The sequence below is a fragment of the Nocardia aurea genome, from assembly GCF_003123685.1.
Lineage (GTDB): Bacteria > Actinomycetota > Actinomycetes > Mycobacteriales > Mycobacteriaceae > Nocardia > Nocardia aurea.
Window position 1 is genome coordinate 257,960 of the sequence record NZ_QCYJ01000127.1, and the last position, 17,707, is coordinate 275,666.

General features: G+C 68.4%; 19 protein-coding genes. 10 read left to right on the forward strand and 9 right to left on the reverse strand.

Translation table 11 applies throughout. The features are described 5' to 3' along the window. Positions 1–95: 95 nt before the first annotated feature. The 4 genes from DAT37_RS30075 to crcB form a co-directional block, all read right to left on the reverse strand. Complete coding sequence (locus tag DAT37_RS30075; protein WP_109528245.1) at positions 96–1,541, reverse strand: MFS transporter; 1,446 nt, start codon at positions 1,539–1,541, stop codon at positions 96–98. Continuing rightward, positions 1,534–3,174 (reverse strand): phosphoglucomutase (alpha-D-glucose-1,6-bisphosphate-dependent), encoded by a 1,641-nt coding sequence (gene pgm, locus DAT37_RS30080; RefSeq protein ID WP_109528246.1) that lies wholly within the window; start codon positions 3,172–3,174, stop codon positions 1,534–1,536. The genes DAT37_RS30075 and pgm overlap by 8 nt, the downstream gene beginning before the upstream one ends. Positions 3,175–3,221: 47 nt before the next feature. Further along, entirely contained in the window at positions 3,222–3,584 is a 363-nt protein-coding gene (locus DAT37_RS30085) for a fluoride efflux transporter FluC (protein WP_109528572.1), read from the reverse strand. Between the two features lie 78 nt (positions 3,585–3,662). After that, entirely contained in the window at positions 3,663–4,106 is a 444-nt protein-coding gene (gene crcB, locus DAT37_RS30090; RefSeq protein ID WP_109528247.1) for a fluoride efflux transporter CrcB, read from the reverse strand. Positions 4,107–4,403: 297 nt separating this feature from the next. Here crcB and DAT37_RS30095 point away from each other — a divergent pair, with 297 nt between their 5' ends. Continuing rightward, on the forward strand, positions 4,404–5,582 hold the full coding sequence (locus tag DAT37_RS30095; protein ID WP_456320127.1) for a lipase family protein: 1,179 nt from the start codon (positions 4,404–4,406) through the stop codon (positions 5,580–5,582). 98 nt (positions 5,583–5,680) lie between these two features. Here DAT37_RS30095 and DAT37_RS30100 read toward each other — a convergent pair whose 3' ends face one another. Next, positions 5,681–7,189 (reverse strand): MFS transporter, encoded by a 1,509-nt coding sequence (locus DAT37_RS30100; RefSeq protein ID WP_109528249.1) that lies wholly within the window; start codon positions 7,187–7,189, stop codon positions 5,681–5,683. Between the two features lie 117 nt (positions 7,190–7,306). On the opposite strand from DAT37_RS30100, the gene DAT37_RS30105 reads away from it, so the two are divergent. Then, entirely contained in the window at positions 7,307–7,981 is a 675-nt protein-coding gene (locus DAT37_RS30105; protein WP_109528250.1) for a TetR/AcrR family transcriptional regulator, read from the forward strand. A gap of 55 nt (positions 7,982–8,036) precedes the next feature. After that, positions 8,037–9,332 carry a D-arabinono-1,4-lactone oxidase gene (locus DAT37_RS30110; RefSeq protein WP_109528251.1) on the forward strand — a complete coding sequence of 432 codons (1,296 nt, stop codon included), beginning with the start codon at positions 8,037–8,039 and terminating at the stop codon, positions 9,330–9,332. A gap of 12 nt (positions 9,333–9,344) precedes the next feature. Here the strand turns inward: DAT37_RS30110 and DAT37_RS30115 are convergent, their stop codons facing one another. Next, the gene (locus DAT37_RS30115; protein ID WP_109528252.1) at positions 9,345–10,094 is read right to left on the reverse strand and encodes an SIR2 family NAD-dependent protein deacylase; all 750 of its coding nucleotides are present in this window, start codon (positions 10,092–10,094) and stop codon (positions 9,345–9,347) included. A 125-nt stretch (positions 10,095–10,219) separates the two neighbouring features. Between DAT37_RS30115 and DAT37_RS30120 the strand changes: the two genes are divergently transcribed. The 3 genes from DAT37_RS30120 (at position 10,220) to DAT37_RS30130 (ending at position 12,353) form a co-directional block, all read left to right on the forward strand. Beyond that, positions 10,220–11,131, forward strand: coding sequence for an oxygenase MpaB family protein (locus tag DAT37_RS30120; protein ID WP_109528253.1), 912 nt, complete (start codon positions 10,220–10,222; stop codon positions 11,129–11,131). 357 nt (positions 11,132–11,488) lie between these two features. Next, positions 11,489–11,902, forward strand: a complete 414-nt coding sequence (locus DAT37_RS30125; protein WP_109528254.1) for an arsenate reductase ArsC — start codon at positions 11,489–11,491, stop codon at positions 11,900–11,902. A 58-nt stretch (positions 11,903–11,960) separates the two neighbouring features. Next, positions 11,961–12,353 carry a VOC family protein gene (locus DAT37_RS30130; RefSeq protein ID WP_109528255.1) on the forward strand — a complete coding sequence of 131 codons (393 nt, stop codon included), beginning with the start codon at positions 11,961–11,963 and terminating at the stop codon, positions 12,351–12,353. Here the strand turns inward: DAT37_RS30130 and DAT37_RS30135 are convergent. Further along, a complete protein-coding gene (locus DAT37_RS30135; RefSeq protein ID WP_232840081.1) occupies positions 12,335–13,090 on the reverse strand; it encodes a helix-turn-helix domain-containing protein in 756 nt (251 codons plus the stop codon). The two genes, DAT37_RS30130 and DAT37_RS30135, sit on opposite strands and share 19 nt — an antisense overlap. A gap of 156 nt (positions 13,091–13,246) precedes the next feature. Between DAT37_RS30135 and DAT37_RS30140 the strand changes: the two genes are divergently transcribed. After that, positions 13,247–13,720: a DUF4442 domain-containing protein gene (locus DAT37_RS30140; protein WP_109528257.1), complete on the forward strand. Its 474-nt coding sequence runs from the start codon at positions 13,247–13,249 to the stop codon at positions 13,718–13,720. Positions 13,721–13,776: 56 nt separating this feature from the next. Here the strand turns inward: DAT37_RS30140 and DAT37_RS30145 are convergent, their stop codons facing one another. Further along, positions 13,777–14,262, reverse strand: a complete 486-nt coding sequence (locus DAT37_RS30145; protein ID WP_109528258.1) for a hypothetical protein — start codon at positions 14,260–14,262, stop codon at positions 13,777–13,779. Between the two features lie 300 nt (positions 14,263–14,562). Here DAT37_RS30145 and DAT37_RS30150 point away from each other — a divergent pair, with 300 nt between their 5' ends. The 3 genes from DAT37_RS30150 (at position 14,563) to DAT37_RS30160 (ending at position 17,229) form a co-directional block, all read left to right on the forward strand. Then, positions 14,563–15,339 (forward strand): dienelactone hydrolase family protein, encoded by a 777-nt coding sequence (locus DAT37_RS30150; protein ID WP_109528259.1) that lies wholly within the window; start codon positions 14,563–14,565, stop codon positions 15,337–15,339. A gap of 95 nt (positions 15,340–15,434) precedes the next feature. Beyond that, positions 15,435–16,403 carry a threonine/serine dehydratase gene (locus DAT37_RS30155; protein WP_198654501.1) on the forward strand — a complete coding sequence of 323 codons (969 nt, stop codon included), beginning with the start codon at positions 15,435–15,437 and terminating at the stop codon, positions 16,401–16,403. Positions 16,404–16,479: 76 nt separating this feature from the next. Next, a complete protein-coding gene (locus DAT37_RS30160) occupies positions 16,480–17,229 on the forward strand; it encodes a nucleotidyltransferase domain-containing protein (protein ID WP_157978781.1) in 750 nt (249 codons plus the stop codon). 72 nt (positions 17,230–17,301) lie between these two features. Here the strand turns inward: DAT37_RS30160 and DAT37_RS30165 are convergent, their stop codons facing one another. After that, positions 17,302–17,595, reverse strand: coding sequence for a hypothetical protein (locus DAT37_RS30165; RefSeq protein ID WP_109528261.1), 294 nt, complete (start codon positions 17,593–17,595; stop codon positions 17,302–17,304). Positions 17,596–17,707: the final 112 nt, after the last annotated feature.

Here is a 17,707-nt window from a genome sequence, read left to right on the forward strand (position 1 = left end):
TCCTAGGTCGGTTTGCCGCGAGATCGCTACGAAAACAGGAAGATGCCGAACGGTCCGCTACTCGGATGGTAACGAAACGCACACGATCGAGACGCTCACCCGCAACGTCGCGGAACGACGCCACCCGCGTCGACACTCGACGGGTCGCCGGACCCGTTGCCGTGGTTCGCCTTCCGGGGGTCGTGATCCCGGACGTCGTCCTCGCCGAATTCGACCGCCGCGGCCCGGTAGGTCATCGGGACCTCGGCGTCGGACTCGGCGGCGATCGACCGATACGTCGCGGGTACCTCGTCCGCGCTCGCGTCCGCCTCCGGCTCGCGGACGACCTCGAATACCGTCGCGTTCCGTTGCAGCGTCTCCGGCACGAGCAGCCACCACACTCCGGCGACCAGCAACAACGCGCCGGTGACGACGAGCGCGAGACCGTAGGAGGTCTGCTGCGCGAGCGCGCCGATCGCGACCGGACCGACGACGGTGCCCAGATCCGCCGACATCTGGAAGGCCGCGAGGACCGGTCCGCCCCTGGTCTTGGGACCGATGATATCGGCGAGGGCGGCCTGCTGGGTCGGGGTCAGCATCCCCGATCCCACCCCCGCCACCACGGAAGTCCCGAGCAGCCACGCGAGATTCGGCGAGTAACCGAGCCCGGCGGTGCCGACCGCGCAGATCAACGCGCCGGTGACGAGGAAGGGTTTGCGGCCCCAGCGATCCGAGAGTCCGCCCGACCAGAACAGCACCGCCACATTGCCCGCCGCGAACGCCGTCAGCGCGATGCCCGCCATGCCGATCGACTGATCGAGCACCTCGACCACGAGCAGCGGCACCAGCGCCATCCTGACGCCGAACACGGCCGCGCCGTTGGCGAAATTGGACCAGAGCACCGCGCGGTACTGCGGCAGCGCCAGGGCCGCGCGGAAACTCATCAGCTTCATCTCACCGGCCGCCTCCGGCACCGCGAGACTCGAATTCCGCAGACTCAGGTGGACGACAGCGCACGCGATGAGCAGCGCGACCGCGTAGATCACGAAGGGCGCGCGCAGGCCGAGTCCGGCCATCGCGGTGCCGACCAGCGGCCCGCTGATCGAGCCGACGAGGAAACTCGTCGACCACAGCCCCGACACCCGTCCGCGCGCCTCCGGCGGTGAGATACGGATCACCAGGGCCAGCGAGGACACGGTGAACATCGTCGAGCCGATACCGCCGATCGAACGCAGCACCAGCAGTTGCCAATAGCTCTGGGCGAGGGCGCTGGCCCCGGTGGACAGGGCGACGATGAGCAATCCGCCGATATAGACCCGGCGCTCCCCCAGCCGCTGCACCAGCCTGCCGCTCACCGGGGCGAACAGCAGCCGCATCGCCGCGAACGCGCTGACGATCCCCGACGCCGCCGCGACACCGACCCCGAAACTCCTGGCGAACTGCGGCAACACCGGTGCGACGAGACCGAATCCGATCGCGATGACGAACGCGGCGCCGACCAGCACCCAGATCTCGGCGGGCAGCGCGCGTGCGCCGCTCGCCGGGGCCGAGCGTCTACTCACCCGCCAGCGCCCGCCCGACCACTTCCTCCGCGGCCGCCTGCACCTGGAGCAGGTGTTCGGGACCGTGGAACGATTCGGCGTAGATCTTGTACTTGTCCTCGGTGCCGGAGGGACGGGCCGCGAACCAGGCGTTCTCGGTGGTGACCTTCACACCTCCGAGCGGCGCGCCGTTCCCCCTGGCCCTGGTGAGGACCTCGGTGATGGGCTCGCCCGCGATCTCCTTCGACGTGATCATGTCAGGAGTCAACTTCGCGAGCAGCTCTTTCTGTTCCACGGTCGCGGTGGCGTCGATGCGCGCGTAGGCGGGCGCGCCGTAGCGGCGTTCCAGTTCGACGTAGCGGGCCGACGGACTCTGCCCGGTGACGGCGGCGACCTCGGCGGCCAGCAGGGCCAGCAGGATGCCGTCCTTGTCGGTGGTCCACACGGTGCCGTCGTGCCGCAGGAACGAGGCGCCCGCGCTCTCCTCGCCGCCGAAGGCGAGACTGCCGCTGAACAGGCCGGGCACGAAGTACTTGAAGCCGACCGGCACCTCGTGCACGTCACGGCCGAGCACGCTGACCACCCGGTCGATCATCGAGGAGGTGACGACCGTCTTGCCGATCTTGGTCAACGCATCCCAACCCATCCGGTTCGCGACCAGGTACTCGATCGCGACCGCCAGGAAATGGTTCGGATTCATCAATCCGCCGTCGGGGGTGACGATGCCGTGCCGGTCGGCGTCGGCGTCGTTACCGGTGGAGATGTCGTAGTCGTCCTTGATCGCGACCAGCGCGGCCATCGCGTAGCGCGAGGACGGATCCATCCGGATCTTGCCGTCGCTGTCGAGCGTCATGAAACGCCACGTCGGATCGACGAACGGGTTGACCACCTCGAGTTCGAGGTCGTAGCGCTGGCCGATCTCCTCCCAGTAGTCGACGCTGGCGCCGCCCATCGGGTCGGCGCCCAGCCGGATGCCCGCCCCCCGGATCGCGTCCAGGTTCAGCACATTGGGCAGATCGCCGATGTAGTGGTCGAGATAGTCGTAGCGCTCGACGCTGGTCTGCAAGGCGTTGCTCACGGTGGTGCGCTTCACCTCGGACAACCCGTTGCGCAGCAGCTCGTTGGCCCGCGCGGCGATCGCGTCGGTGGCCTTGGCGTCGGCCGGGCCGCCGTGGGGCGGGTTGTATTTGAACCCGCCGTCGCGCGGCGGATTGTGCGACGGGGTGACCACGATGCCGTCGGCCTGATGTTTCGTGCCGTTGCGATTGTGCCGCAGCACAGCGTGACTCAGGGCCGGGGTCGGGGTGTAGCGGCCCCTGGCGTCGATGATGGCGGTGATCTCGTTGGCCGCGAGTACTTCCAGCGCGGTCGTCCACGCCGGTTCGGACAGCGCGTGGGTGTCGCGGGCCAGGTACACCGGGCCGGTGATGTCGCGGCTGGCACGGTATTCGACGATCGCCTGGGTGATGGCGAGTATGTGGGACTCGTTGAAGGCGGTGTCCAGGCTCGATCCGCGATGCCCCGACGTCCCGAAGGACACCAGTTGCGCGGGATCCGAGGGATCCGGGAGACGGCAGTAGTACGCCGTCACCAAATGCGCGATGTCTTCCAGGTCGGTGGGCCGCGCGGGACGCCCGGCTCGATCGTGGGCCATGCTCGGGTCTCCCTTCCGTGTCGGCTGTGCCCGGCTCGTCATCAGAATCATGTCCACAACCACTGGGTCGCGGACACGGCGGCGTACACCGCGGCCAGGCTGGCCGCCACGCTGATCACGACGTTGCCCACCGCCAGGTGGTAGGCACCGCCGGTGACCAACCGGATCGTCTCGTAACCGAATGTGCTGAACGTCGTCAGCGCACCGCAGAAGCCGATTTCGGCGAAGGCGGGTACGAGACCCGCCGCGCCTGCGCCGATGAGAGCGCCGAGCATCGCCGAACCGACAATGTTAACGGTCAATGTCCCCCACGGCATCGGGGATCGCAAACGCGCGGAGACGGCGCGATCGATCAGGTATCGGGCGGGGGCGCCGAGCATTCCGCCGAACACCACCAGAAGCGCGGTCATCGATTCCACCCCCGAGAGCGCCGACGGAGTGCACCGTGTGTGCCCGTGACCCGCATGCCAGACCCCTTCCGTGGGCGTTCACCGTTGTTCACCGCGCCGTCCCCGCCGCGCCGTCCCGAACACCAACCGCGTAGCGCCCATCCCGAGAGCCACCGCGGCGAGCGCCGCTACCACCGTTCCCCCGAGGTAGCCGAGCGCCTCGGCCGTCGCACCCGATTCGAGCAGTCTACGAATCTCGAGGCAGTAGGTCGAAAATGTGGTGAACCCACCGAGGATACCGACGCCGAAGAACGGACGTAGCAGTTTGTTGGCTACCCATACCTCGGTGATCAGAACCATCAGGATTCCCATCGCGAAACATCCGGTGACATTGATGACGAAGGTCGACCACGGCACCTGTCCCGGCCGCACCGGCCAGTGTCGCCCGACGGCGTAGCGCAGCAACGCCCCGAGGCCGCCGCCGAGCGAGATCACCAGCAGGACCGCGGGCTCGACGGCCGCGGTCCGGGACTGCCCGCTCATACGCTGACCTCCTGCCGCCCCGGATATCGCCGTCGCAACTCTATCGGTCCGCCGCCGGGCCAGTCCGCGCCGGGACGCGGCACGAACTATGAGCGGCGATGTTCCCGTTCCGGGGACTCCCGCGCGCACAAGCGAAGTCACAGCACGTTCCACCCGGTCTTCCCCACACCCTCACACACTCAGGTCTGGAGCGATATGGCGGTACGACGATCAGGTTCGACCACGGACCGGGACACGGTGCCACGGCACCGATCCGGGTCACAGCGAATTCGTGGCAGACATCGGGCACGCGGGTCCGTGCTGCGCGGGTGCGCGGTCACCCTCGCGTCGGTGGCCGCGGTGAGTCTCGGATCCACCTCGCCGGTGGCGGCGTCGCCGCTCTACCCGACGCCCGACGCCGACGCCTTCTATTCCGCGCCCGCCGATCTCGCGGGATATCGCCCCGGTGACATCGTGCGCAGCAGGCAGATGCCCGATGCCGCCTATCCCGGCGCCACCGCGTGGCAATTGCTGTTCCGTAGCACCGATTCCGGGGATGCGCCGATCGCCGCTGTCACCACGGTGCTCGTTCCGGCCGGCGGCGGGAACGACAGGCCGCTGCTCTCCTATCAGCCGTTCGTGAACGCGCTCGGCACGCGATGCGCGCCCTCGCACAGTCTGTTCGACGGCAGCATGCGGGAAGCGCCCGCACTGAATCTGCTGCTGGCCAAGGGCTGGGCCCTGGCTGTTCCCGACCATCTCGGTCCGACCAGCGCGTACGGGGCGGCGAAACTCGGCGGGCGGATCACTCTCGACGGGATCCGCGCGGCGAAACGATTCGAGCCCGCGGGCCTCGCGGACAGTCCGGTCGGCATGGCCGGATACTCCGGCGGCGGCATGGCCACCGGATTCGCCGCCGCGCTGGCCCCCGACTACGCGCCGGAACTGCCCATCGTCGGTGTGGCCCAAGGTGGAGTCCCGATGAATATCGGCAAATTGGCCCAGGATGTCGGCAACGAACCGAGCCCCCTGTTCGGTCTCGGCTTCGCCGCCGCGATGGGGTTGGAACGCGAGTATCCCGGTGAGCTGTCGATGGACCGGGTGCTCAATCCGGCCGGTGCCGCGCTACGGAGCGAGATCGCCAACGCCTGCACCGACGAGATCATCCGGGCGGGAGCGGATCGCAGTTTCGGCGACGTCTTCACCGTCGCGATGGACGCCGATCCGATCACCATCCGCGTGTTGCACGAGAACAGCCTCGAGTCCTACGCCGGTGCGCCGTCGGCTCCGGTGTACCAGTGGCACGGCGGGGCCGACCAGGTCGATCCCGCTCTGGTGCGCGAGGTTTCCGCACGGTACTGCGCGGCGGGCACCCCGATGCTGCTCGATGTGATCCCCGGGGCCGATCACGCCTCGGCGATGGCGCAGGGCATTCCGCGGGCCTTCGACTATCTGGCCGATCGGTTCGCCGGCATCCCCGCGCCGACCAACTGCTGAGACGGCGCGGCACGGGGTCCGATCTCCCGGTCCCCCGTGCCGAGAACATCGGTGCCCGCGTCGATTCGACGCGGGCACCGATATCGGGCGATCCGGTATCAGTGGGCCAGTACCGGTTCACCCTCCGCGGGTGCGGGCACCGTGTTCGGGATCAGCACCGCGGCCAGCACCGCGCCGATCGCGAAGATCGCTGTCGCCCACCAGAAGCTGGTGGTGTAGCTCTCGACCTGCGCCTGGGCGACGGCCAGCGCACCGGGCTGCCTGCCCGCCAGGTAGTCGGTGGCGGCCGAGGCGGCGATCGTGCTCAGCAGTGCCGTGCCGATCGATCCGCCGACCTGCTGGCTGGTGTTGATCATCGCCGAGGCCACACCGGCGTCCTCGTGCTCGACACCGGCGGTCGCGCCCTGGAACGCGGTGGCCATCGCGCCACCGAGACCCAGGCCCATCAGAATCAGCGCGGGCAGCACGTGGGTGGCGTAGCCGGTATTGAGCCCGATCTGGGTCAGCCAGCCCATGCCGACCGCGGCGATCACGAATCCGGCGGTCACGATGACCTTGGGACCGACCCGTTGCAGCAGCAGCGGCGGCACCGTGGTCGACGACAGCACGATCGCGGCGACCATCGGCAGGAACGCCAGACCGGTGGTGATCGGCGAGTAGCCCAGGCTCAACTGCATGTAGTAGGTGAGGAACAGGAAGATGGCGAACATTCCGATGCCCATGACGAACACGGTCATGTAGGAGCCGCCGCGGGTGCGGTCGAGCACGATGCGCAGCGGGAGCAGCGGATGCGCGACCCTGGCCTCGATCCACACGAAGACCGCGAGCAATGCCGCGCCGCCGATCAGGAAGAACAGGGTGACCGGATTGGTCCAGCTGGTGGATTCGGCGTGCGAGAAGCCGTACACGATGCCGAACAGTGCGGCTGTCACCGCGACCGTGCCCGGAATATCCAGTTTCGGCCGCTCGGTGGCGACGTGCTTGGCGAGCAGCATGACCGCGCCGACCAGCGCGACGGCGGCGAAGGCCAGGTTGACGAACATCACCCAGCGCCACGAGGCCCACTCGGTGAGCATGCCGCCGAGCAGCAGGCCGAGCGCGCCGCCGGTACCGGCGACCGCGCCGAAGATGCCGAAGGCCTTGGCGCGTTCGGCGGGTTCGGTGAAGGTCACCGTCAGCAGCGAGAGCGCGGCGGGAGCGAGCAGCGCGCCGAAGACGCCCTGGCCGACGCGGGCCGCGACCAGCATCTCGAAACTGGTGGCCGCGCCGCCGACCGCGGAGGCGACCGCGAAGCCGATCAGGCCGATGATGAAGGTGTTGCGTCTGCCGAACAGGTCGCTGAGACGTCCGCCGAGCAGCAGCAGACTGCCGAAGGCGAGCGCGTAGCCGGTGACGACCCACTGCCGGTCGCCGTCGCTGAAGCCGAGATCCATCTGCGCGGCGGGCAGCGCGATATTCACCACGGTCGCGTCGAGCACGACCATCAACTGTGCGACGCCGAGTACGGCGAGCACCCACCAACGCAGGGCGTGTGAGCCCCGCTTTCCGGTATCCGGTGCCGTGTGATCGGTGGGGGCCGTGGCCCCACGGTCGAACGTGGTAGTCATTTGTCCCCTAAGTCGGAATCGCCCAAGCGGAGGAAGTTCCTCCGGTTATCGTCCTACGCTAACAGAAGAACGGAGACATGGCCTCCGCTTAATCCCGCTCGTTGGTAACATGTCGGTGTGAATCCCGCCACGGCCCCAGCCCCGACCAGGCGCCTGCGTGCCGACGCCGCGCGCAATCAGCAACGCATCGTCGCTGCCGCACGCGCACTCTTCGCCGATCACGGACTGGAGATCACCCTCGACGACGTCGCCGAGCGCGCCGGCGTCGGCGTCGGCACGGTCTACCGCCGCTTCTCCAACAAGAAGGAACTGATCGCCGAGGTCTTCGAACAGAACGTCACGGAATTCGCGGTGGCCGCGGAAGCGGCGGCCGCGCATCCGGACCCCTGGCTCGGCCTGGTCCAGTTCTTCGAGTACGCCTGCACCCACCTGGCGACCAATCGCGGCTTCAGCGAGGTCATGCTGGAACTGGAAGAGGATCTCGAACGCTTCACCTCGGTCCGCGACCGCATCAAGCCCACCATCGCGGCCGTCATCGATCGTGCCGCCGAATCGGGCGCGCTCGCGCCGGGCGTCGAACCCTCCGATTTCTTCGCGCTGATCAATATGGTCGACGCCGTCGCTGCCTTCTCCAAGCCGGTGAACCCTTCCACCTGGAAGCGATATATGGCGATCGCCCTCAACGGCGTCCGTTCCGACGCCGTCCCGCGCCAGACCCTCGACGTGCCACCGCTCACCGACGACGAGGTCGAACGGGCGAAAACCTTCGTCTGCACCGGTCGCCGCAAGTAGCCTCCGATTCACCACGGGTAGCGCCGGTCACAGGCGATCACCTACAGTTGGACATATGACCAACTCGTGGGTGAACTGGGCAGGCGATCAACGGTGCGCACCGTCGGTTCTCGCCACGCCGCGCAATGCCGACGAGGTGGCCGAAATCCTGGTCGGGGCGGTCGCCGACGGCAGGAACGTGCGGGTGGCGGGCGCGGGACATTCCTTCACCGACACCGTCCTCACCGACGGCGTGCTGATGAATCTGTCCGCGATGAATCGGATCATCGATATCGACGGCGCGAACGGTCTGGTGCGCGTCGAGGGCGGCATCACCCTGAACGCCGCCAGTGCCGCGCTGCACGCCGCGGGCCTCGCTTTCCCCAATCTCGGCGATATCGACGTGCAGACCATCGCGGGCGCGACCGCCACCGGAACCCACGGCACCGGAGCCGCACTCCAGAACATCTCGGCCGCGATCCATTCCGCGGAGCTGGTGCTGCCCGACGGCAGCCGGGTGGAACTGAACGCCGAATCCGATCCCGACGGTTGGCGCGCGGCCCGCGTCGGCATCGGGGCGCTCGGCGTCGTCACCGCGCTCACCCTGCGGTTGGTGCCGTCGTTCGTGCTGGAGGGAATCGAACGACCGATCCCGGTCGAGGAGATCCTCGACGACCTCGACACCCACGTCGACGGCAACGAGCATTTCGAGTTCTACATGTTCGCGCACAGCCCGCTCGCGATGACCAAACGCAACAACACGGTCGATCTCCCCGAGCAGCCGAGGGCCAGAGCCGTCGACTGGTTCGCCGATATCCTGATGTCCAACTACGCTTTCGACGGACTCTGCCGACTCGGCAAATGGCAGCCGGGCCTGATCCCGCTGATCCATCGCGGCGCCGCCTACGCGGGCAGCTACCGTCGCCAGGTCGATCGTTCCTACCGGGTTTTCGCCTCCCCCAGGCTGATTCGCTTTACCGAGATGGAATACGCCGTCCCGCGCGCGCATTCGGCCGAGGCGATCCGCGAGATCAAGGAACTGGCGAAGCGATTCGACACCGCCATGCCCATCGAGGTGCGCTGGGTCGCGCCCGACGACGCGTTCCTGTCCCCCGCGAGCGGCCGCGACACCTGCTACATCGCGGTGCATCAGTACCGGGGGATGGAGTGGGAGCCGTATTTCCGTGCCTGCGAGGCGGTTTTCGACAAATACGAGGGTCGACCGCACTGGGGTAAGCGTCACTTCCAGGAGGCGCGAACCCTGCGCGAGCGCTACCCGGACTGGGATCGCTTCGCCGCCGTGCGCCGCCGCCTCGACCCGAAGGGCCTGTTCGTCAACCCCTACCTCGACCGCGTCCTCGGACCGATCTGACGGCCCGTCGGGTCACTGTTTCGCCGCGAGCAGTTCCCGGACCAGCCGGGGCACCGCCGTGCCGATCGGTTCGCGCACGACCTCGGTCGCGATCGCGTCGTAGGGTGTCGGCTCGGCGTTGACGATCACCAGATCCGCGCCGGCGTCGACGGCGATCGCGCACATCGAGGCGGCCGGTTCCACCTGGAGCGAGGTGCCGACGGCGAGGAAGATATCGCTGGTCTCCGCCGTCACGGCGGCCTTGGCCATACTGCGCCGGTCCATCTGCTGGCCGAACATGACCACCCCGGCCTTCAGCACTCCACCGCAATCCGGACACGGCGGATCGGCCTCGCCCGCCGCCACCCGCTCCAGGGTCGCGGCCATACTCGTCTCGAAGGCGCATTCGACACAGACGACGTCGAACATATTGCCGTGGATCTCGATGACGTGTTGCGGTGACGAACCCGCGCGCTGGTGCAGCCGGTCGATGTTCTGGGTGATGATCGACACCGGCCGAACGCGCGCCAGTTCGGCCAGCGCGATATGGGCGGTATTGGGCACAGCCTGCCAGGCCGGGTTGTCGCGGCGGGCCAGCCAGGATCGCCTGCGCAGGTCGGGATCGGCCAGATAGTTGTCGTAGGTCGACAACAGTTCGGCGATCGGATCTTTCGTCCACACCCCGCGTGGGCCGCGAAAGTCCGGAATTCCGGAATCGGTGGAGATACCCGCACCGGTCAGGACCCCGACCCGGCCCGGCCGCTCACGCCACTCACTCGTCATATCGAAAGCCTAGGTGGACACCGGATGACCGACCACCGGCGTTCCGGACACCTCGCAGAGACGATGAGACGTTGCTATGCTAAATCTCTCATCGTCGTGCACCTGGTCGATCAAAGGAGATCACAATGACCGCGTCCACCACCCTCGAATCCGCCGACGCGCGTGATCTTCCCCAGCGCCACCCGTTCGCACCGGGCACGCGCATGTGGGACGAGACCGGCCTGGTCACCTTCTCACTCACCGCCGGTTCCGCGTTCCTGCTCCAGACCATGGAACCGACCATCTCGGCGGTGGTCGACAAGCATTCGACCTTCCGCACCGACCCGATGGGCCGCGCCCTGCGCAGCCTCGCCTCGGTGATGATGTGGGTGTACGGCGGCGAGGAGGGGCTGGCCGAGGCCGAACGGCTGCGCGGCATGCACGCCACCCTCAACACCACCACCCCCGACGGCGTCCGGCACACGGCGCTGAGCAGCGGACCGTGGGCCTGGGTGTTGCACACCGGAACCTTCGCCTTCACCGAGAACGCGAAATACTTCGCCCGCCGCCCGCTGACCGACGCGGAGAAGGAGACCTACTACCGCGAAGCGGTGCAGTTGCTCCGCAATTTCTCGGTGCCGCCCAAGGAGATTCCGGAGAACTACGCCGCGTTCGAGAAGTATTTCACCGAGATGGTCGACAACCATCTGGTCGCGACCGGCACCGCCCACGACTATCTACGGGTGATCCGCTCGGTCGCGCCGCCGAAGCAGTTGCCGCGCGCGCTCGCCCCGGTCTGGAAGACCGCTGTCGCGCCGATCGGCAGGATGCAGTACTTCGTCACCGTCGGGACCACCCCGGAATCGGCCCGCCGTAAACTCGGGCTGGAGTGGAGTGCCGCCGACGAACGCACACTGCGCGTCCTCGGTCGCCTGATCGCCTATCTGCTGCCGCTGCTGCCCGAACGCCTGCGCTACTTCCCGATCGCCTACGAGGCACGCAAGCTGGAACGCGACCGCGACCGCCTGCGCCGGATCATCGCGCGACGTCCGCTCTGAGCGCGTCCGCGCCGCACTCCCGTCACCACGTCCGCACGAGCGCGCGGACGTGGTGACGCCGTTCTACGCAAACAGGACACGCGCGAACGCGCCGACGACCGCACCGCGCCTTCTCCGACGGCGCGAGAACCGGGTTCGACCTCCCGAACCGCCCCCACCAGCACGGCAATCCCACGGCAATTTCCGTTCGGTGCCGAGCGGTAACGCCAGGGGTGCCCGAGGTGATCGACACCATGGCCGTATCCCTTACGCTACGACAGCGTTTCGGCCCGAGCAGCCATTCGGACGACGCGTACCGAACGGCTGACCCGGCCTCACGGCACACCCTTGGTTTCGCTCTCCACCGAAAGGCGCTCGATGGCCCACACACCCAGTGTGCTGTTCGTCTGCGTGCACAACGCCGGACGCTCCCAAATGGCCGCCGGATTCCTCGCCGCGCTCGCCGGTGATCGCATCGAGGTTCGTTCCGCGGGCAGCGAGCCCGCCGCCACCGTGAACCCGGTCGCCGTCACGGCCATGGCCGAAGTCGGCATCGACATCGCCGGTGGGACACCGAAATTGCTGACCGACGAGGCCGTCGGCGTCTCCGACGTGGTGATCACCATGGGCTGCGGCGACGCCTGCTCGTATTTCCCCGGCATCAGCTACCGGGATTGGGTGGTGCCCGATCCGTCCGGCGAGGGGATCGAAGTGGTGCGCACCGTCCGCGACCGCATCCGCATCCTGGTGGAGAACCTCATCGCCGAATTGGTTCCCGCGCCCAAACATTGATCCGAGCGCGTCCGATTCGTTCAAGACCGCGGCCCGAACGGCCGCTTACGCTGCCGGTATGACACCACAACTCGACTTCATCGGCATCGTGGTCTCGGATATGGCCGCCTCCCTCGCCTTCTACCGTGGGCTCGGGCTGGAATTCCCGGCGGACGCCGAGAACGCGCCGCACACCGAGGCGACGATCATCGGAGGCCTGCGCCTGGCGCTCGACACCGAGGACACCGTTCGCTCCTTCCACCCGGACTGGCAACGCCCGACGAGCGGCGGCCGTATCGGTCTCGCGTTCCGCTGCGCCGATCCGGCCGAGGTCGACGCCGTCTACGCGGCGATCGTCGACGCCGGATATCACGGCGAACTGAAGCCGTGGGACGCGCTGTGGGGACAGCGTTACGCCACCGTCGCCGACCCGGACGGCAACGGCGTCGACCTCTACGCCCCGCTGGGCTGAGTGTCGCCGGAACGGTCCGCGAGCAACTGCCCCAACGACATTCCCGCCAGCTCCCGCACCTCGCGGGACAGGTGGGCCTGATCGGCGAAACCGGCGTCGGCCGCGGTGTCGGCGGCTGACATCCCGGTCCGCGCCATCGCGACCGCGCGCCGCAACCGCAGGATGCGGGCCAGCGTCTTCGGCCCGTATCCGAAGGCCGCCAGCGAACGGCGGTACAGCAGGCGGGTATTCACCCCGGTCCGCTCGGCGGTCGCCGCCACCGAGATCCCGGAATCCATGGCGGCCACGATCCGCGGCAGCAGCGGATCGGGCGGACCCGCCTCCGCCGCGCGCTCCAGCGCGATCGACTCGAGCGCTCCCGCCCGGTCGGCGGCGTCGTCGACCCGGCCGGTGAGCGCGCGCACCGTGCGCGACGGCCACAGCTCGTCCAGGCCGACCCGGCGGTCGCGCAGTTCGTCGGCGGGCACGCCGAGCAGCGCGGGACCGGAGCCGGGAAAGAACCTGATCCCCGCGTAGGTGGTGCCGATCGGCACGTCGGGGCGGAACGCGGTGGTGTCGGGACCGGCGACGACGAGGACGCCCGCACGCCATATCAGGTCGATACAGCCGTCGGGCAGCACGGGCGCGGCCCGATCGCGCCCGGTCACGGTACGCGTCCACAGCACCGCGCCCGCCAGCCGCGACGGGCGCTCACGGTAGGCGGGGGCTCGGTCCGGGTGACGGGTCGTCCGATCCACCCCACCGAGGCTACGCACCGACACCGACAGATCCCCGACTAATCTGAAGACACCCGCCCTCGGTTCGAGGGCGGGTTCAGACATCGGACGACGCGGTCCGCGGTATCCCCGTGGGCCCGGCCGTCCGGTGACATATCGGAAGGGACCACTGCCGGCATGACCCAGAGCAACACCGGGGACGCACCTCCCCTCGCCGACATCATCAACGGCGCAATGGAATTCACGATTCCCCCGGCCGGGAAGATGGGGGTTCGGGCGATCGAGGCGCGCCGGGGATACGCCTCGGCCAGTGTTCCCATCGAAGGGAACGGCAACCACTTCGGGGTCATCTACGCCGGAGTGCAGTTCACCGTCGCGGAAGTACTCGGCGGGATGATCGCCATCGCGACCTTCGACAATTCGGCGTACTACCCGCTGGTCAAGGGTTTCGAGATCGCGTTCGTCGGCATGGCGAAATCGGACCTGCGCGCCGAGGCCACCCTCGCCGAGGAGGAGATCGCCCGCATCGAGGCCGAGGCGGCCGAGCGCGGGAAATCGGATTTCACCCTGGAGGCCGTGGTCACCGATGCCGACGGCAAGAAGGTGGCGGTGACCAAAGGCCTGTACCAGCTGCGGGCCCACGGCAGATAGCCATCGCGCCGGATCGGCGGCCGGTCGGACGCCGGGCGCCGATCGTGGACCGCGCGTCAGTTCGGATTGGCCCCGCGCGGCGTCACGCGAATGTAGTGCGCCTCGTCGGCCGGGATCCTGTTGCCGGTATCCCGGCATCCGACGGTGACCTCGGTGGCGGGCTGCGAGGAAAAGGTCCAGAGCGTGATCCACTCACCGCCGGCGATTGTTTCGCGTTTCTTGACGTCCGAGGAACGCAGATCTTCGTTGCGTCCGGTGCTGTCGGTTACCGTGCAGCGCAATCCGGATGCGGCGTCTCCCCACTCGGCGGGCGCCTTGATATCCATGATGGCCTCGGCGGGCACGACCACCGGCCGCGCGGCCCCGATCGCGATACGCACCCCGGGGCCCTGCTCCTCGGCGGCCTGTTCCGTCGTGCGCTGCGGCGCACCGGATGTGGAGACAACCGTCGAGGTAGCGGCCGTTGTCGAAGTGTCGTCGCCGGAACATCCGGCCACCGTGGCGGCCAAGGCGACGGGCACCGCCATCCAGATCAGTCTCACAGGTCAACCTCTCTTCGCGCCCCCGCTCGCGCGGCGGGCCGGATCAGCGATCGAACACAGCGAAAAACGTCTCGCGGGAAATCACACTACAGGGCCGGAGAATTCGCAATTTATCGGCAAATGGTCGATGACGTGACAACTTTCGTGAAATCCGACAATTCGAGCGCGCGCCGTCGACGTCACTCCCGAATTGCCGGTCGGCCACCCGCACGACCCGGCGGCTAGGATCGCGCTGGTGATCACGACAGCGTGGTCGTGATCGCCTCGCATTCCGGCAACCATTCGTCTTGGAGAATCCCGATGACGTTATCCGTCGCATTCCACACGCTCGACATCACGACTCTCGACGGCGCAGCGGACGCCTATCTGGCCCAACCCGACGACGGCCGCGCGTATCCGGGCGTGCTCTTTCTCCCCGACGCCTTCGGACTGCGCCCGTGGATCTGGGAGATGGTCGAAACCATTGCCGCGCAAGGCTATGTCGTGCTCGCGCCGAATTTCTTCTACCGCGCGGGCAAGGCACCGGTGCTACCGCTGCCGGACTTCTCCGAGCCCGACGCCCGCGCGAATTTCTTCAGCGCGCTCGCGCCACTACGAGAACAGTTGACGCCGGAACTCGCCCTGCGCGACCTGGGCGCCTATCTCAACCGGCTGGCCGATGACGAACATGTCGTCCCCGGCGGTCTCGGCATCGTCGGGTACTGCATGGGCGGGCGGCTCGCGCTGCGGGCCGCGGGCGAGTACGGCCCGAGGGTCGCGGCGGCGGCGAGTTTTCACGGCGGCGGGCTCGCGGTCGACGACGCACCCGACAGCCCGCACCACGCCGCCGGTCGCATCGAAGCGGAACTGTTCATCGCGCACGCCGACGCGGACCCCTCCATCCCCGCCGAGCAGATCGCGGTACTCGACAAGGCGTTGGACGCGGCCGGGCTGCGCTACACCTCGGTGGTCTACCCCGGTGTCTCCCACGGTTTCACCATGCGCGATGTGCCCGTCTACGACGAGGACTCCTACCAACGGCATCTGAGCGACCTGCTCGATCTGCTGCGTCGGAACCTGCCCGGCGAAGCGGCCTGACCGGATGACGGGAGGCGATCCCGGCACGCCCGATCTCCTCGGCGGCGACGCGGTGCGGCGATACCGAGGACGCCGACCCGAGAACTTGGAGGATCGTGGATCTCACCTCGCACCGCGAACTGACCCTCGACGACATCGAAGCCGCCGCCTCGCGAATCGCCGGCGGCGTGCGCCCGGTGGTGGTCGCACCCGCCGACCTGCCCGGCGCGGGCGAATCGTGGCTCGCCCTGGAATTCATGCAGCACACCGGAACGTTCAAGGCCCGGGGCGCACTCAATTTCCTGCGTGCGTACCGGGATCTGGCGACCTTGCCCGAGGCCGGGGTAACCATCGCCTCCGGCGGCAACGCCGGGCTGGCCTGCGCGTGGGCGGCGCGAGCCCAGGGTGTCACGGCGACGGTCTTCCTGCCCGCTACCGCGCCCGCCGTGAAGGTGGCGCGGTTACGTGATTACGGCGCGCGCGTGCGACTGGTCGGCGACCAGTACGCCGACGCGCTCGCCGCCTGTCACGAATTCGCGGCGCGGAGCGGGGCACTGATGTCGCACGCCTACGACAACCCGCTCATCGCGGCGGGCGCGGGCACCCTCATGACCGAGATCCACCAGCGACTGCCCGATCTCGACACCGTCGTGGTCGCGGTCGGCGGCGGCGGACTCTTCGCGGGCATCGCCACCGCCGCGCATCGGTACGGCGTGCGCACGGTGGCGGTGGAACCGCGGCACTGCCGCGCGCTCGATGCCGCGTTGGCCGCGGGCCATCCGGTCGACGTCCCCGTCGATTCGGTCGCCGCCGACTCCCTCGGCGCGCGCCGGGCCACCGATCTCGCCGTGGCCGCCGCCCTGCGGACCGGCGCGCGTTCGGTCCTGGTCTCCGACGACGAGATCGTCGCCGCCCGCCGGATGCTGTGGGCCGAGCGACGACTCGCCGTCGAACACGGCGCCGCCACCGCGCTCGCGGGGGTGATCGGCGGCGTGTCCGGGCACGGCTACCGCCCGACCACCGGTGAACGGGTCTGCGTCGTGCTGTGCGGCGCCAATACCGACCCGTCGGACCTGGCCGGATGACCCGTGGAAGTCACTACCCGGCAACGGAATCGGTTCGCTACCGGGCAACCGGGTGTTCATCGGCAAGACTGTTGGCATGACGAGGGACGCGGTTACGGTCGCACACCGATTGGTACTGGAGAAGTTCCCGCGGGCACGCGCGGCCTGGCTCGGCGGCAGCGTGGTCACCGGCGGCGTCACCAGCGCCTCGGATCTCGATATCACGGTCCTACTCGAGGGCGAGCCCGCGCCCTACCGCGAATCACTGCATCGCGGCCGCTGGCCGGTGGAGATGTTCGTCCAGACCGAGTCGTCGCTGATGCGGTTCTGCACCGACGAGATCGCGGCCCGCAATCCCACCACGGTCCGCCTGGTCGGACAATCCGAGGTGCTCGTCGACGTCGACGGCAGCGGCCATCGCCTGCGCGCGCTGTTCCTGCGTCTGCTCGACGCCGGACCGGTCCCGCCCACCGGTGACGAAATCCGTTCCGCCCGTTACGGAATCACCGACCTCTTGGACGACCTCATCGCCTCGGACTGCGAGGACGAGCGGCTGATGATCGCCACCGCGCTCGCGACCGGGGCGGGCGAACTGCTGTTGACCGGATACGGACGCTGGATCGGGCGCGGGAAATGGCTGCGCCGCGAAATCCGTTCCCTCGACGAGCGATTCGGCTCGGACTGGGCGGTCCGGCTGCCCGCAGCGGTGCGCGCCGTCGCGGCCGACGATATCGGACCGATGGTGGCGGCCACCGACGAGATCCTGAGTCTGTTCGGCGGCAGACTCTTCGAGGGATACCGCACGCGCCCCGCCGACGCGCACACCGAGCATCAGGGCGCCCAGTAGCTCCGCCGGACGAGCGGCTCGGTCACACGGCGTGAACCGCTCACCAGGTGCGCGATCCGCGCGGCCCCGGCGCTAGCCGACGACGGCGTTCATGATGGTGCCCGCACTGGTCGCGACGACGCCGCCGATCATGGCTCCCGCCACCATCTTCGGTGATTGCAATCCACCACCGGACCATTTCTCCCAGGCGAAGCGACCACCGGCGTAGACGATCGCGAGGATGCCGGAGAGCAGGACGAACCAGGTGAGGTAGCGGACCAGCTGCATGATCTTGTCCGCCAGCGGCGGCGCCTCGGGTGACGGGTTGCCGATCTGCGCAAGTACCGCGCCGTACGTGTCGTGCGCGGTAGCGAGAATGATGCTCACAGTCGTACCCCTCTTCGAATGTCGACGAACGATTCGAGAACGCCCCCAACGAGAGTACTCGTTTCCCCTCGGAAACATTGCGGGGCAGGACATTTCAAGAAAGATGCCGACC